The sequence below is a fragment of the Dermatophilaceae bacterium Sec6.4 genome (assembly GCA_039636865.1).
Classification (GTDB): Bacteria; Actinomycetota; Actinomycetes; order Actinomycetales; family Dermatophilaceae; genus Allobranchiibius.
Genome location: CP144172.1, coordinates 2,160,127 through 2,175,366 on the forward strand (window position 1 = coordinate 2,160,127; position 15,240 = coordinate 2,175,366).

16 protein-coding genes are annotated in these 15,240 nt (G+C 62.0%); 9 read left to right on the forward strand and 7 right to left on the reverse strand.

Annotation, left to right across the window (positions count from 1 at the left end):
• Nucleotides 1-258 precede the first annotated feature (258 nt).
• The 3 genes from V3G39_10335 (at nt 259) to V3G39_10345 (ending at nt 2,104) form a co-directional block, all read left to right on the forward strand.
• Nucleotides 259-639, forward strand: a complete 381-nt coding sequence (locus V3G39_10335) for a hypothetical protein (protein XAS75065.1) — start codon at nt 259-261, stop codon at nt 637-639.
• Nucleotides 640-1,061: 422 nt separating this feature from the next.
• Nucleotides 1,062-1,541 carry a hypothetical protein gene (locus V3G39_10340; GenBank protein ID XAS75066.1) on the forward strand — a complete coding sequence of 160 codons (480 nt, stop codon included), beginning with the start codon at nt 1,062-1,064 and terminating at the stop codon, nt 1,539-1,541.
• A 218-nt stretch (nt 1,542-1,759) separates the two neighbouring features.
• A complete protein-coding gene (locus tag V3G39_10345) occupies nt 1,760-2,104 on the forward strand; it encodes a hypothetical protein (protein ID XAS75067.1) in 345 nt (114 codons plus the stop codon).
• Nucleotides 2,105-2,228: 124 nt separating this feature from the next.
• On the opposite strand, the gene V3G39_10350 is transcribed toward V3G39_10345, so the two are convergent.
• Nucleotides 2,229-2,417 carry a hypothetical protein gene (locus V3G39_10350; GenBank protein ID XAS75068.1) on the reverse strand — a complete coding sequence of 63 codons (189 nt, stop codon included), beginning with the start codon at nt 2,415-2,417 and terminating at the stop codon, nt 2,229-2,231.
• Nucleotides 2,418-2,531: 114 nt separating this feature from the next.
• On the reverse strand, nt 2,532-3,254 hold the full coding sequence (locus V3G39_10355) for a hypothetical protein (GenBank protein ID XAS75069.1): 723 nt from the start codon (nt 3,252-3,254) through the stop codon (nt 2,532-2,534).
• Nucleotides 3,255-3,878: 624 nt separating this feature from the next.
• On the opposite strand from V3G39_10355, the gene V3G39_10360 reads away from it, so the two are divergent.
• Nucleotides 3,879-4,364 carry a GNAT family N-acetyltransferase gene (locus V3G39_10360; GenBank protein ID XAS75070.1) on the forward strand — a complete coding sequence of 162 codons (486 nt, stop codon included), beginning with the start codon at nt 3,879-3,881 and terminating at the stop codon, nt 4,362-4,364.
• On the opposite strand, the gene V3G39_10365 is transcribed toward V3G39_10360, so the two are convergent.
• Nucleotides 4,357-4,644 carry a hypothetical protein gene (locus tag V3G39_10365; protein XAS75071.1) on the reverse strand — a complete coding sequence of 96 codons (288 nt, stop codon included), beginning with the start codon at nt 4,642-4,644 and terminating at the stop codon, nt 4,357-4,359. The two genes, V3G39_10360 and V3G39_10365, sit on opposite strands and share 8 nt — an antisense overlap.
• Nucleotides 4,645-4,676: 32 nt before the next feature.
• Complete coding sequence (locus V3G39_10370; protein ID XAS75072.1) at nt 4,677-5,483, reverse strand: amidohydrolase family protein; 807 nt, start codon at nt 5,481-5,483, stop codon at nt 4,677-4,679.
• Between the two features lie 328 nt (nt 5,484-5,811).
• Between V3G39_10370 and V3G39_10375 the strand changes: the two genes are divergently transcribed.
• From V3G39_10375 to V3G39_10385, 3 genes are all read left to right on the forward strand, one after another.
• Nucleotides 5,812-6,747, forward strand: coding sequence for an aminoglycoside phosphotransferase family protein (locus V3G39_10375; protein ID XAS75073.1), 936 nt, complete (start codon nt 5,812-5,814; stop codon nt 6,745-6,747).
• Nucleotides 6,748-7,254: 507 nt separating this feature from the next.
• Nucleotides 7,255-8,562, forward strand: a complete 1,308-nt coding sequence (locus V3G39_10380) for an IS256 family transposase (GenBank protein XAS75074.1) — start codon at nt 7,255-7,257, stop codon at nt 8,560-8,562.
• Nucleotides 8,559-8,756, forward strand: a complete 198-nt coding sequence (locus V3G39_10385; GenBank protein ID XAS75075.1) for a hypothetical protein — start codon at nt 8,559-8,561, stop codon at nt 8,754-8,756. The genes V3G39_10380 and V3G39_10385 overlap by 4 nt, the downstream gene beginning before the upstream one ends.
• A gap of 444 nt (nt 8,757-9,200) precedes the next feature.
• Here V3G39_10385 and V3G39_10390 read toward each other — a convergent pair whose 3' ends face one another.
• Nucleotides 9,201-9,689 carry an NUDIX hydrolase gene (locus tag V3G39_10390; protein XAS75076.1) on the reverse strand — a complete coding sequence of 163 codons (489 nt, stop codon included), beginning with the start codon at nt 9,687-9,689 and terminating at the stop codon, nt 9,201-9,203.
• A gap of 894 nt (nt 9,690-10,583) precedes the next feature.
• Here V3G39_10390 and V3G39_10395 point away from each other — a divergent pair.
• The gene (locus V3G39_10395) at nt 10,584-10,748 is read left to right on the forward strand and encodes a hypothetical protein (GenBank protein XAS75077.1); all 165 of its coding nucleotides are present in this window, start codon (nt 10,584-10,586) and stop codon (nt 10,746-10,748) included.
• Between the two features lie 232 nt (nt 10,749-10,980).
• Here V3G39_10395 and V3G39_10400 read toward each other — a convergent pair whose 3' ends face one another.
• Complete coding sequence (locus V3G39_10400) at nt 10,981-11,412, reverse strand: hypothetical protein (protein XAS75078.1); 432 nt, start codon at nt 11,410-11,412, stop codon at nt 10,981-10,983.
• A 423-nt stretch (nt 11,413-11,835) separates the two neighbouring features.
• Nucleotides 11,836-12,558, reverse strand: coding sequence for a hypothetical protein (locus V3G39_10405; protein ID XAS75079.1), 723 nt, complete (start codon nt 12,556-12,558; stop codon nt 11,836-11,838).
• 1,489 nt (nt 12,559-14,047) lie between these two features.
• Here V3G39_10405 and V3G39_10410 point away from each other — a divergent pair.
• Nucleotides 14,048-15,106, forward strand: coding sequence for a polysaccharide deacetylase family protein (locus V3G39_10410; protein XAS75080.1), 1,059 nt, complete (start codon nt 14,048-14,050; stop codon nt 15,104-15,106).
• Nucleotides 15,107-15,240: the final 134 nt, after the last annotated feature.

The window sequence follows — 15,240 nt, forward strand, 5'->3', positions numbered from 1 at the left end:
GCTCGGTGCAATATCCGGCTGCAAGGCACGCCGCCGCTGTGTGCAATCGGCAGAGCGTGGGACAGAATCACGCGCTGCGCCTCGCGTCGGGCCGTACACAGCAGAGCCACAGAATGATCGGCTTACGAGGCATGGTCGTCATGCCGGGTGCCCTCAAGAAAACGCGCCCACGCGTGTCATAAATACCGCCAAGCCCAGCCCAAACGCTCGTTCAGCCATTCATTTTCTACTACCGTTCATCCACCGCACTGAACACGTTTGGCCAACGAAGGGCAGGCGACCATGGCGCTCAACGCCCTGATCCGGTTCCAACGCCGTGTTGCGGTCAAGATCATTGAGGTCAGCGCGGCTAATGCCAACGCGGTCGACGAAGACACGGAAAACTCCCTGATCCTGGATCTAGCCCTCTCCCTGTCAAAAGACTGCCGCCACGACATCGCCCGCAAAACCAAGAACGGTCTGGAAGCAGCCCGTCGCCGCGGCTATCTCGGCGGACGATGGCAAGTACTCGATGATGAGGAATGCGCCTCGATCCTCGCCCGCCGTGAACGCGGGCAGTCCATTCCCGCTATCGCCGCCGGACTCAACGTCTCCATCGAGGCCGTTCAGAAGACCCTCACAGACACCAAAATTCTTTAGGTCCGAGCCGGCCACCGGCATCAGCGTTGACGTGCTCTGCGATCGGCCCGCGCGGTCCTAGATCGCTTCATCCTTCGCCGTGCCCTTTTGAAAATCATCCGGTCGAGTACTGCGTGGCGAATGTTGCGGCCTTCGTCGTTATTTTGATCGTGAGATCCCCCTTTTTTGCTACTTCGTCGACTCCGGCGGGGGGCCGGCCAAAGCGACTCTGCGAGCACATAGGGATGGTCGAGCGAGACCGGCTGCGTCGGGTGAGGTCGATTATGGCTGAGATGGCTGCCCGATGATTGATCGCCGCTCTTCGGCAGGAAGCCGGTCCTGTCCCTGTCATCCATCCTGCAGTGAAACGGGTTCTGTTGTGTCCCTGGGCGTGTTGGACGCATTTGATTCCAAAGATCATGCCCCGTGGGGATAATTCGCTTATGACGTGGCGCAGGGTGGTGCTGGCGGTCGTTCTCACCGTTGCGGTCTCGATCGGTGGGCTGTGGCTGTGGGGAAAACCGCGTTCTTCGCACGTGATGCCCACAGCGCAGACGTCGCCAGTCGACGTCGTGATGACGTACGTGCGCGCGTTGAATGATCGAGACTTCGCAGCGTCCGTTCGGATGGGGGCCGATAGCCGTGGCGACATCAGCGCGGATTGGTTCACCGTTCATGCGCCCAACATGACGAACGTGACGATCGACCACGTCGATGCCGTGATGCCTGGGCCCCGGGCAGCCACCTACCTTTCCAACTCCGAGTTGGCGGGCTGGGAGCAGACCGTCCACGTCGATACGACCGTCACCTTGAACAACTTCGAGGGATTTCACGGACCTGAAACCGACCAGCCGTGGTCATACGAACTCGTGCGACACAACAACTCGAAACCGTGGCGCATCTTTGACCAGGGTGAAGGGTGAGTCGTGTGACCAGAGCGTTACCTGCGGGCCCCTCAGACGAGAGTGATGCGGCGACGACAGGCAGTTGCTCGCGCCTCGTGCCGAGGCGTCCCGAAACGGTGTCCCGTATGAAGCGCCCGTCGGCGCGGCCCGAATTGCAGCTGCTGTCGCCGGATCCCGTTCGACCTGCGAGTCGTCGCCAACCCGGTTGTGGCCGTGCCGGCTTGTATCGTCCAGCCATGGGTGAAGATCTCGGGCCGCCCCAACACGAGGATCATCGTGACCGCGGCATGATCACCGGTGCTGATGGGCGCGGATACAGCCGGCGGGGAACCAAAGCCAAGCGCCGCGCTGCCGATGCTCTTGTGGCCTCAGGTGCGCCGTTGGTTCTTGAGATGTACAGCAGCGGTCAATTCGAATGGTTCGAAGGCGATGCGGCGATAAAGAAGTGGGCAGAGGTTCGCCCATACGTGATCTCTACCGAACCCACCAGCAAGCAACTGGTCAAGCACGAGGCATGGAATGCCGGGGTTTGGGAGTGCGAGACGGGTGGGCAGTTGCTGCACCTGACGGGATTCTGTTGACTCGCTCAGGAGCCAGACTTCGGTTCGGCACACCGGTCATCGATCGGGATGGCGGGCGTCGTGGGCTCGGCGTTTCGCTCGCAGTGCCTTGTCAGGCACTCCTTGGGCGGGCTGGTGGCCCGCCCTACCCCGCCACGTCGATCCTCCGCCGAAGCCCGCAGGTGTTCTGCCGTTCGTGAGTGTGCCTGACGAACTCACCCTTGACCTTCACGACCTTGATCCCGTAGTCATTGGGTCGAGCCACCACCGTGGGCGAAGGATGCCCGGAGAACAACGAAAGTTTTTCGCTGCTGTCCACCGCCTCCTCAGCCATGGCCCGGCCTCGCATAACCAGGACTGCGCGGGCGATCCGACCTCGTCGCGGCACGTGGCCCGGTTCAGGATCCGTGACCGGTGCCGAGTGGTCAGTGACGTGGCCTAGCCGGGGTTAATCTCCGGACACTACCTGCCCGTAGTCGTACCCGAGTGTGTCCAGCATCGGTGCCGAGTTGACCTGGGTGGGTGTGTCGCCCCGTAGGCCGGCGGTCTTGGTGGTGGCAAGGTAAGAGACGTCATACCCGGCCCGACCCGGGGCCACGAAACACGCGTTGTCGGCGCTGATCAGATGAGTATGGGGATTGGTCTCCACCAGGTTGCCGAACCACTGCAACCAGCCCGTGCAGTTGCGCAGGGTTGCTGAGGGTCCTCTGGTGTCGACGTGATGGTTGTAGTACCAGATGTTGTCGGCATCAACCGGATTCTTGGCGGGTCCGTAACTGGCGCGGTGGGTGGTCTCAACGAACCGGTCGCTAGTGGCGATAGGTGCACCCGTGGTGGAGGTGTACCCCACCAGGTAGCTCCATTGCGCGCCTTGGACCGGGTAACAGGTGAACCGTAGATCGCCGCCATTCTTGGACTCGACGTTCAACTCCGGCAGAAGCGCAGCGCTGCGAGACTTCTTGACCTGGGCAACTTCCCATGAAGCGTGTGCCGCGCAGTCACTGCGCGCCCAGAAATGCGCCATTCCTCTGGTGCCGTGTACGAAGACCGACCCCGCCGGGTGCGACTCGGCGGCCGGGGCCGGGACGGCCTGGGCTGGGGTGGCCAATGCCATCACCGAGCCTGCCACGGTCAGACCCAACGGCATTGCGATCAGTGCGAGCTTCTTCATTAGTTTCCCCACGTTCACGGGCGACGACGCCGCCATGAATGTGTCTGAATTCCTAGCAAGCCGCGGCGCATGCGCCGTGTTCTCGGGCGCCTGCAGTAACTCCGCTCGAACCCCTGCTGTTGGACCGGATCTGTTCTTCCAGGTCAGTGTCAACGCACGTCTTGAACTGCGTGCCGCACTGGTGACCGCCTCCCATCCCGGGCAAACCAACAACACCCGGCTACCCCTTCAATATCGCCGGTCTCACCACCTTGTTCCTATCGGGCTCAGTCGCAGCTTTGAAAACATCGGAGGCCTAGGCCCTGCCCACACGGCGCAGTGGAACCCCCAGCAAATCCTGCGTCAGACCCGCCACGTGTGGTGTTGCGCGTCACACCAGATACCCCAATGCAATCGTCGCGCTGAGCGATATCTGCGCGCGAGGCTCGCTTCGCGCCCACGACCCTGCCCCAAGGAGCAACACACATTCTGGTCGCCCGCTACCCGCGCGCCCCCACAATCAGCCACCCGCCGTAGACAGCCTCGCGCGAGATGGCCCACCCGACCCGGCGGTCGCCCTGATCGGGCATCCCGTGAGGGTGAAAAGTGGTTGCACGCGTCAGGCGAGACTGTTGCGATGGCCCAGTGGCCGACCTGCATACGGAGCGATTGATCCTGCACCCCATCACTACCGATGAGGCCGAACGCATGATCGCCCGCCAACCGGGCCCACAAGACGCATGGGCAGACGACTTTCCCTTCGACGGCGAACTCATCGCCGCCACGATGTTCCTGCGCGCGACCATCGCGCTCGGTGACCAACAACCCTTCGGTCACTACGTGATCATCCGAACCGCAGACGGCCTGGCGGTGGGCGGAACCGGATTCAAGAGTCAGCCGAGCAACGGAACAGTCGAGATCGGCTATGGGCTCGCCCCATCCGCCCGTGGGAAAGGCTTCGCTGCGGAGGCCGCACGAGCCCTCGTCGAACTCGCTGGCGAGCAGGGAATCCTGCGCGTCGTCGCCGACACGGACATGGGCAACACCGCCTCCCAACAGACCCTTGAGAACGCCGGCTTCACCAACACCGGCATCGATGGAGATCTCCTCCTTTACGAGCGGATCACCTGAGCGCGCCGTATTCGACAATGGCGGCCGCCAGAACGCCCACAGATTGCGGGACAGGACATTGGGCGAAACGCCGATGACGGAGCATCCAGGTGAAGGACGTCCAGCGCGGCCTTCTGCTCGTGGTGATCAACTCGTCTGCTTCGTGATCGTCGGTGCGCAGGAATACACCTGGCGCGACGACGATGACACCCGTGACAGTCAGATCACGGTTCGCTGGGCTCATCTCGTCCATGAATCGGGTGGAGCCGCAGATGCAGACAATCTCGGGTCGGTTGGGCACGGCAAGCGTGGGTGCTCGCGTGCCGAGAGGCCTCAGGGTGCGACCCGGTAGAGCGTGCAGGCGTTATCGCGTAGCACCCCGGCGGTGAGGTGTTCTCCGAGGACGTTGATGATCAGGTCGAGATCGGCATCCCGGAAGGGTCGGGGTGCTCGAGTGGAGGGCAGGTCTGTACCGGCGATCAGCGTTGAGGGGTTGGCGTGTGCCAAATCTCGCAGGGCGGTGGGTACGTCCAGGTCGCCGCGGCTGAACCCGGTTGCTTTGACGTAGGCGCCGTGTTCGGCCAGGCGCAGTAGGGCCGGAAACCCATGGCGGGACAGGCCGAGGTGATCGATGCTGATCTGGGGCAGTGCCGTCAAGATGGGTTCCAGTTCTGGCAGGTCGCGGGCGTCGAGGTAGAGCTCGGTGTGCCAGCCGGCGGTCTCGTGGACCCGTTGGGCAAGGTCCGCGAGGTGGTTCAGTGTCTCTCCGCCACCGCGGAACAGATTGAACCGCACCGCGCGCACCCCGGCGCTGGTGAGGGATTCAATCTGACCGGTCGTGGCCGAGGCTGGCAGTTGGGTGACGCCGACGAAGCCGGGCCCGAGACGGGTAAGGGCATCGAGCAGGTAGGTCTGATCGAAACCCTGGAAGGAGCCCGATATGACTGCGCCTCCCACGACGTTCAGATGCCTCGTCCGGCTGCGGTAGTCCTGCACGGTAAAGGCCGGCGGTAGATACCCGTGGTTGGCCGTCAAGGGGAAACGGGGATCAATGATGTGCAGGTGCGCATCGAACAAGGCCGGCCGCTTGCGTTGTGTGTCGTCATTTGTGCCATCGGAGACCATTGGGGTAACCAGCATGGTCCATCCTCGCCCGCGATTGACGGGTTCTCAGGACACGGCGGCCGGGCACTGCCTCCACGCCGGGAAGCGGAATCGAAGCACAGCACCTGACCCGCTGCTGCCATCGTGGCCAGCACGAGCACCACGCATTCAACCGCAGACCGCCCCTCAGGGCGACACAGGCAAAGCAACTCCAGATAAGCGACGGCATGTGGCGACAAACTGGCCCTCCGTGAGAGTCGATCGCGGCCGTCCCGCCATTGCTGTAACGGGATCGGTGATCGGTCACTGGAGGTCCGGTAGGTATTCGTTCGACATGGTGGCTCGTACCCGGTGGGATGTTCCCGTGACCTTTCATGAGGATGAACTCGGGATCGACGAGCCACTGGTGCGTGCGCTGGTTGATCGGTACTTTCCCCGATTCGCCGGGCTACCCCTTCGGCGGATGCGCGCTTCGGGATCCAGCAACGCGCTCTTCCGGCTCGGTGTTGACTTCCTGGTTCGGTTGCCTCGCCAGCCCGGCGGGTCGCAGACCATCGCAAAGGAAGCGCGTTGGGTTCCGCACATGGCGCCCGAGCTGACGGTGTCGATCCCGGAGATCGTGGGTGTTGGCGAGCCTGACCTTGGGTACCCGGAGTCTTGGTCGATCGTGCACTGGATCGATGGAAAAACACCTGCCGCGCCGTCCCATACCGGTGGGACGACCGATCGGCTTGCTCGTGACCTGGCGGGTGTCGTGCGCGCCCTGGGCGAGGTGACCGTGCCGACCACGGCGATGACTGACACGTCGTTGAGCTGGTATCGGGGCGGCCCGCTGGCGGCGATGGACGAGATCATTCGGCATTACCTTGGTCAGTGCCGCACGCTGCACGGCCTGCATCTTGATCTAGATGCGTGCCTGCAGGTCTGGGAAGAGGCAATGACAATGCCCGGTGCCAGCGAGGTGACTACGCCGCGATGGCTCCACGGTGACCTGCTCGCTGAGAACCTGCTCGTGCACGAAGACCGATTGGTCGCGGTGCTCGATTTCGGTGGCCTTGCGGTCGGCGACCCCACCGTCGATCTGATGGTGGGATGGGAACTGCTCGATCCAGCCGGACGCGAAAAGTTCCGCTCAGCTTTGCAGGTCGAGGAGTCGACCTGGTTGCGTGGGCGGGCCTGGGCCCTCGCCATCGCGATCATGACCTTTCCGTACTACTGGTCGAGCATGCCCGAGCGATGCGCAAGCCGGCTGGTGATGGCCCGCTCGGTGCTCGCCGATACCGGCCTGCTCGCGGAATGAAGACGCTGACATGCGCAGACACGACCCCATCAACGAACTCAAGGACGAGGAATGACTCGCCTCCAGCCTGACGCCGCGATCCTGGGCAAAGCGACCGATGGTGGATCACCTATCGGGCGCAGGGAAGTACTTCAAAATCGGCAGGCTGGTCAGCCCAGTGACCCGATACTGGGGTCGTGGTGTTCTCGGGAGACTGGCCCCGTGACCCCAGGCTGGATCCATTCCGCGATGCAGTGTGGGAGTTGAGTCGTGACGGATGTGTCGAGGCGTTTCTGACGACCGCGGTGAGCCGGATGCGCGGGCTTCCGTTCTTCTGGGTGAAGCGAGAGTGACTTTGGTACCAGGTCAACTGGCGGGACGACCGGCGTGATGAGAGTAATGATCAGAACCTGTGGATGGAGTTCGGCGAGGTGACGTGAAGAGGGCGTACCTCCCGAGCAAGATCTGAAGCCCATGCAAGTTCTGATCGGGGTCGGCGTTGGCGCGCCGGCTCGGGAAGGTACGCCCATGCTCAAGGTAGCTCAGGAGAACCGCGGGTCCAGCGAGGACAGTAACGAAAAGATCGCCGTGGTTGAGGGCGGGTCGTTGCTGGATCAGATTGTGCGTGATGGTGCCCGGCAGATGCTTGCGGCAGCGTTGCAGGGTGAGGTCGCCGCGTATATCGACGCGTTCGCGGACCAGCTCGACGTTGATGGTCACCGGTTGGTGGTGCGTAACGGGTTCCACGAGCCGCGGGAGGTGAGCACTGCGGCGGGCGCGGTGCCGGTCCGGGCACCTCGGGTCAACGACAAGAGGATTCAGGAGGGCACTGGGGCGCGGGCCCGGTTCGCCTCAGCGATCCTGCCCGCGTGGGCGCGTAAGTCCCCGCAGGTCGCTGAAGTGCTGCCGTTGTTGTACCTACACGGTCTGTCGTCGAATGATTTCGCTCCGGCGTTGGAGCAGTTTCTAGGCAGTAGCCATGGCCTGTCACCGGCAACGATCACCCGGTTAACGACCGCGTGGCAAGGCGAGGCGGACGCGTTCACCAAGCGGTCCCTGTCCGGCACCGACTACGTGTACATGTGGGTGGACGGGATCCACCTCAAAGTTCGCCTGGCCCAGGACAAGGTGTGCCTGTTGGTGATGATTGGGGTCCGCGCTGATGGGACCAAAGAGTTGATCGCGTTGGAGGACGGGCACCGCGAATCGACCGAGTCCTGGGCGGACCTGCTGCGCTCGTGTAAACGCCGCGGGATGGCCGCCCCGGTCCTGGCAGCAGGCGATGGGGCGTTGGGGTTCTGGGCTGCTGTGCGCGAGGTGTTCCCCGAAACACGTGAGCAGCGGTGCTGGTTCCACAAGATCGCCAACGTCCTAAATTGCCTGCCGGAGTCCGCTCAGCCGGGCGCGAAAGCCGCACTGGCCGAAATTTGGAACGCCGAGGACAAGACGCACGCCCAGGCCGCGGCCAGGTCGTTCGCGAAGGAGTACGGCACGAAATGGCCCAAGGCTGCCGCGAAGATCACCGATGATCTGGACGTGTTGCTCGCGTTCTATGACTATCCGGCCGAGCATTGGGTCCACCTACGCACCACCAACCCCATCGAATCAACTTTCGCGACCGTCCGGTTGCGCCAACGGGTGACGAAAGGACCCGGCTCGAGGGCCGCGGGGGTCGCGATGGCCTTCAAGCTCATCCAGTCCGCCCAAACCAGATGGCGAGCAGTCAACGCACCCCACCTCGTCGCCCTCGTCCGAGCCGGCGCCACCTTCAAAAACGGCATCCTGATCGAACGACCCAGCGACCACGAATCAGGCGGTGATCAACACGTCGCGTGACACGCCCATCCACAGGATTTGACTATTACTCGCGTGATGAGCCGAATGAGGACTACGGGCCGCGCTGGTGTGTGGTGGCCGAGCTCGAACAGGGCAGGTTCGAGCACGACAATGTGAACGGGCTCGTATTTGACGCCAAACCGGTCGGGAGACCGGAGCGCGATGAGTTGTGGCAGCGGTACGGGCCGCCGTGAGCGCGGCCATGACCGCAGCCCGCCGGTCTGTAGGCCGATCGACTACCGGTGTGCGGCACAGGGTCAGCGTCCTTGACGACGGGGATGACCCGTAGAAGCCCGCTCGTTCCCGTGCTTGTAATTGCCGGTCACGCGCGCCATGAGTTGTTGAGGATCTCGATTCTCGACATCACTCAAGAACCGGGTCATGGCGGCACCTCGAAGGATCGTCGCCTGCCGGCCATGGTGGTCGATCACGATCTCTTCGCCGACGCGTGTGTAGCTGAAACCATGTGGGGATCTCGCCATGGTCACCAGCATGCCCTGCAGAGATGATCTGGGCATTCGTTTGATTCGAGCGTAAAGGCCGACGTCCGCCCATCTCCATCCTCGACCGGTGATCAGCCCAGTGCCCGACATCGACCGCCAATCGGGATGCTTCGGGAGGGTGCGTCTGTTCCGTCTTCAGGCTGGAAAGGGCGCGAAGGACCCGTCGGCAAGTTGGCGATGTTGCATTCGGAAGTGAACGGGCCCGTCCGCCCATTCAGACTCCTGCGCACGAATCAGAGGGTGCAGGAAGCTGCTGACCTGATCCAGATTGAGAGTCAGCGGATTTCGCCACGCGGCCGCGACGACCTCTGGTTCCTCGGGGCGGACCCTAGGCTGGGATGCCTCGTCGATAGGGACTGCTGCAAAGAAGCAGATGATTTTGCGCGTCCGTCGCTCGGGCCACTCGTGCACGCAGGTAGCCATCAACCGGTCGACGCGAACGACGACACCAGCCTCCTCGAGAGTTTCGCGTGCAGCTGTCTGTTCCAGACTTTCACCGGACTCGACATGGCCGCCGGGTAACTCCCAACGGACGGCGCCACCTCGCTGGTGTTGCAACATCAGCCAATCGCTGTCGCGTCGCGTCATCGTGAACGCCGTGACGCGGGTTTGCCAGTCGGTCATCAACGAATCGTAAGTTCTCTGCAGACCGCGCGATGATCCGCAATTGGGACCAGATTCCGCTGGGATTACCGCTGGGTCGGACCGCCGGACGGCGGTAATGCTGTCACAAGCTCGACGGGCACCGCTCGAACAACCGGACGACTGCGCGGCAGCAGCGTGTCCGCCTATAATACGATCTAACTTTAGCTGGGTGCCGTGTTGGTTGCTGGCGCAACAGGTTGCAAAAATGTTCGGCGCATGAATTTTTGGGGGAATACCATCGACCGTATGCCTGCTAGTCCCGCCAAACATCCATAGAAACTTCGCCAAAGAGACCCAGTTCGAGAAAGGCCCTTGATGTGGTGGTACTGGGTCGTGCCGATCATTGTCTCGCTGATGTGGTTCTTCCACTTGGCTGATGCGTGGTTACAACCGCAACGAGTAGGTCTTGCCGGCTGGCTTGTCTTAGTAGGGCCACCTGCGACGATCTTGATTATTGCCGTGTCATCTACAATTTTAACTGACACGCCAGATAGCCCTGGAACTCAAGGGAGTGATTCGACGCACGGACTATTTTCCTGGCCTATTCTCGTAATTGGTGAATTGTTGCTAGCGTGGGTCGCGTGTCTCTTTTTGGAATCGATCCTCATCGTCATCCGGGCATTCCGCAGAAGAAATGGCGCCCCGCCTGTATCTGATGTGACCAGCCCGAGCAACTGAGAGCGCGAGATCCACTCATTTCTGCAGGCATCACCATTGATGACGTCCTGGTTTGCCCTCTGACCATGTCAAGAGACCAGAACTACGCACAGTGACCCACCGCGCCGGTCTGTGTTGCTCGCTGACTGCTGTTCACTTCGCCGTGAGGCAGACGCTCCGAACAACCACACCGCACCAAGCGAAAGAAACACCCACATGTTGGCAGTTCTTCAAGTTCTATTGGCTATCGGGACCGTCTTCATCCTGCTCGGCGCCCTCCTACCCGGCCTGTTGTGGCTACTGATCGTCGGCGTGGTGCTGGTCCTCGCGACCGGCTCCATCAGATTCGTCAAACGGGAGGCACCAGGTCGACGGCGTTAGATTCGAGCCGCCGCAGCTAGCCAGAAGTCAGGTCCTAAAGTGAACCTGAAATTCCAGTGCCTCGGCTTCTGAAGTGAGACCGGGGTGCCGTCAGCCGTTGCTGAGGTAAATGTAGATCGTGGTGCCGCTTACGACGTTCCCCTTCCGAGCTAGGGCTCGGGGCGACGTCCAAGGCCCGTTTTCCGTACTTATTTGCGGCGGAGATCGCGAAGGTGAAGGAGAGACCTGAGCTTCAACGCACGCCGATCAGCGGAGTTCTCCAAGCCGTCGACGATGACGGCAGCACCCGATCGTCGGTCCGAAGAACAGAACGACGGATCGCCATCTCCAACTGCCGATCTCGGTAGTCAGGCGGCGTATTGCGCCGCAGCCACACGTCATCATCCGATGCTCGATCAGCCTCTTTCCGAACTTCTGCGAAACCGACGCCCAGCTGCATGGCGACAAGCGGCCCCAGCAAAGAGCCGCGCGACTCCGGACCCATCACCACAGTCGATGTCTCTTCCTCAAACAACGTCGCGAGGGCACTGCCGATTTCACTAAGAATGGTGGGTTCGCGCCACCACCCGCTGTTATCCGCGTAGTAGATCCGGTGCTCGGGCCAAACAGGTGGATCGGAGTGCCAGTGAAACGCTGAGATCAGCTGAGTTCGTACATCCCGCATTTGCGACAGTCTGACAGTCCCTACGGAATGGCCGGTCAGCGATTGGCAATACCGCTACGAGGGAGCGAGGAGCTTCTGAATCTGGTGGAGGAGGTCGAGCGGGTACGGATGTCGAGCCCACATCTTGGCGTAACCATCACGATCGTGCTCGTCCAAGACGGCCTGGGGTCCGTCCACAATGGCGCGAGCAACGGCAAGGATCAGGGCGTAGAGAGTGCTTTGACGGTGCTGGTCCAAACGTAGACGGGAATCGCGGAGTCGCGTGGTATCGGTCCTGCTAGTCCAGTACCGCCGCCACGACGCTATGACTCCACCCACACGCCTTCTTTCATAAAGCCCAGTCAGCCCTGCCTGGTGCCTCCACGCCCATGTGCAGGTGTAAAGAAATTCATGTGTGGGTGACCGGCCCCGCCGGCCCGAGAACTACCGACGCTCGCGGCGACGCTGGGGTCGGTCGTATCGGGTATCAGAACCTGGCTGGTCGACTTGGTCCCGTACCCAGTCAAGGGCACCGCCACGCAGGTTGGACCGCGACCTGCGAAGGCTTTCTGGGGTGTTACCAGCGTGCAGGGCAGTGGGTCGGATGGCGTCATTGGTGTATGTCGAATCGGAAAAGGGGGTCTCGGAGTTGGCCCTTTCCTTCCTGCGCGGTTGTCCTGACTGTGTTGTTCCATTTCCGCTGGTGTCCAACAGGCCTGTCGCTCCCCCAGAGCGCATGAACAACACGATCGCCTCACCGACCAGGGTGAGTCCAAGGGTAAAAACAAGCGAGTTCCCAACGGTGGAGAAACTCATGCCTGCTGCTACTCCAACTGCGTCGAGGATCACCTTGACCACGAGGTTGGCCGCGAACAGCCCGAACGACATCACGCCCCACTGTACGTACTGGCCCCCGTCGCGGATGGAGATCTTGTCCGCCCGTCCACGCATGACTCCTAGCACGAGCGAAATAACCGAACCAATAGCGATCAACGCGATCTCGAAGGGCTTGATCGTGCCGCGGGTAGCGTCGCCATAACCGATTACGACAATGACGATGGGCAGCGCGAAGAGCTTCTTCGGCGCTTTCATCGGCCACCCCTTCGCCTTTCCGTAAAGGACATACGCGATCAAAACAACATATAATACGACGTTCGCGAAATTCATTACATCTCCTTCTCTTTTTCGAACTTGTGGCCAGGGTCAATAACTCCTGGCAGGCGTTGGGGTTCTTAGACCGATTCGAGCCGGCGCACGACGCCGCCAAATCGACGACGATTGATGTGGTGGGCTCGGCTTGCCATAGCAACAGTGCGTGTGAGCAGCACGGCGACAGCCACGAAGATAAGGGCGTTCGTGATGGCGTCAAACATCAGACTGTTGGTAAGCATCCGCTGGTTCGACTGCGAACTGAACTAAAGTGTTGAACCGTAGGAAACGCCGGATCGGGCGCCGATGGCGGTCGTCCACGGGGCTGCACACGAAAGGCCAACCCGGCTGACGGCCCGCGAGGTTCGGGGACTGCGATGGATGCCCATCAGCGAGGTAGCCGCCAGCCCGAGTCCATTCTGGTGTTCTCCGCTGCATCATGTGACTCCAATACGGGAAACGGGTTGTCTGTACCCATTGATCGTGTATCGGATCCGGGCTGACCGAATCGGCGCAAAGACGGCATTCGTAGGGGACAAATGACGGCCTGCACCTCGGCCTTATGATGTAGACACCCCTCGGAACGGGCGTGCGGTGAAGGCCTGGGTCCGGTGCAAGCACCGGAGGGGTCACGGTTTCTCGGCTTCGCTGTTCCTGTGACCGGTGAGCACCTGAAGCGAGATGCTGGCCTTGGTTTGACAGCGCTTGGGGCACCACCAGTATTGATGTTGACACCTTGACCCGACGCCATTGGTTCCAGATGTGGTGGTGTGTCGATGGCCTTCCTGAAGGGCTGAGTTCGCTGCAGGAAAATCGATCAGCCAACGGACACCAACGCGGGCGACCTGACACGTGTGCCTGCCAGATCCGCTCAGCTACTGCCAACCCAACAAGCCTCCTTGGCATCGCCCGCACCAACGGCGCTGGTAGAGCTCCGCATCCGCCTAGCCCGTCCCGCAGCCGTACCGATGTCTCGGACAGTCCGTGCGGTCGGTGAGCGCAACGGCGTACGACGACAAATCAGCACCATCGTGGTCGTCGATCAACCGGACTCAACGAATTGTCGTAACGGGATCCCGTTACGGCGATCCCCCGATGGGCGCGACAGGCGCCCATCGGGGAATCTGATCTGTTGTCGCATGCATTTCGGCCTACGGGACCCAGGTTGTGACTGCCAATGTGGGCATCTGCTCTCGCCTGTCATACGAGGCGCCGGCGAACACCGTTACTCGCTCCAGAGCCGCGCACCAGTTCACCACCGCGGGTCCATCGTGGCCGCCACCGCGCGGGGGACTGTCCGACGAACGGGGACGGGATCGACTTTCGGCGCGTGTGGGCTGGTGCTGTCGGAGGTCTCAGCAAATTCTCAGAACATCTCTATTCAATGTGGGCTCCATGTAGCGCCGGGTCGGTGCTTGCGATGGCTGCTATGTGTGCGCCGTTGCATTGGTGAGCGACACGCAGCGCGAAAGATTTATTCATGCGAACCACGTCAGGGAGTAGATCTGTGGATATCAGTCGTCGCGGGTTGCTGGTGGGTTCGGGGTTGGGTGTTCTGGGGGCTGTTGGTGGCCTCACTATGGGTGTTGAGCCGTCGGCGTCGGCGGCCACGGTGCGGGCGCCGTTCCGGCTGCAGTCGCGGGCGGCGACGGTCGCGAAGTTCGCGGGGCAGCGCCCGTCGTATTGGGGTTTTTACGCCCCTGGGGTGCATTCCACGTTCTCGACTGCGACCGCCGCCGGGAAGGATGCGATCGCGTTGGCGTTCGACGCGTGTGGTGGGACGGTCACCTACTACGACGCGGCGTTGATCGCGACGTTGCGTAAGTACCAGGCGCCGGCGACGTTGTTCATCAACCGGGTCTGGGCTACCAACAACCAGGCCACTTTCAAAGAGCTCCTTGCGGACCCATTGTTCGAGATCGAGTCCCACGGGTGGGCCCATATCCCACTCTCGGTGACGGGCCGGTCCGCGTACGGGATCCGGGGCACGTCCAACGTGGCCGGCGTGTGGGAAGAAGTCGCGGCTGATTACTGGTGGATGGGGTACAACTGCAACCACGCCACCCGGTTCATGCGCGTCGGGACGTGTTTCACCGACGACGTATCCGCACGGGCAGCGACGTGGATGGGACAAGAGTTGGTCAGTTTCGCGGTCAACGGTGACGCTGGGGCAACGTTCCCCGCAGACGTGGTGTATTCCCAAGTGATGACCTCCCAACCCGGAGACATCCTGATCAGCCACATGAACCGCCCCGGCAGTGGCACCAACCCCGGCTACCAACGGGCCATCCCCGCCCTGAAAGCCAAAGGGTTCGCGTTCCGTCATCTGAACCAAGTGGTGGGCGCCACCACCGTTACCACGCAGCCGGCCGGGTGGGCCACGATCTCCCAGGGCAGCCACGGGAGCGAAGTAGCGCAAGTACAACGTGTGGTGCACGTCACCGCGGACGGCTACTTCGGGCCGCTCACCAAGGCTGCAGTCGTGCGGTACCAGAGCGCGCACCACCTGACCCCCGACGGCATCGTTGGCCCATTGACCGCAACCGCGATGGGACTCACGACCTAGCCGGTAGTGCGCGTCCTCGCGGTCAGCGCGTCACCGGCCGGCGATCCCGTTCCGGAGATGACGGAACAGAGTTCGTCCAAGGGCTGCCGCTCCAGCGCCGAAGACTTCTGACATCAGTGCGGACGACTTCTCAA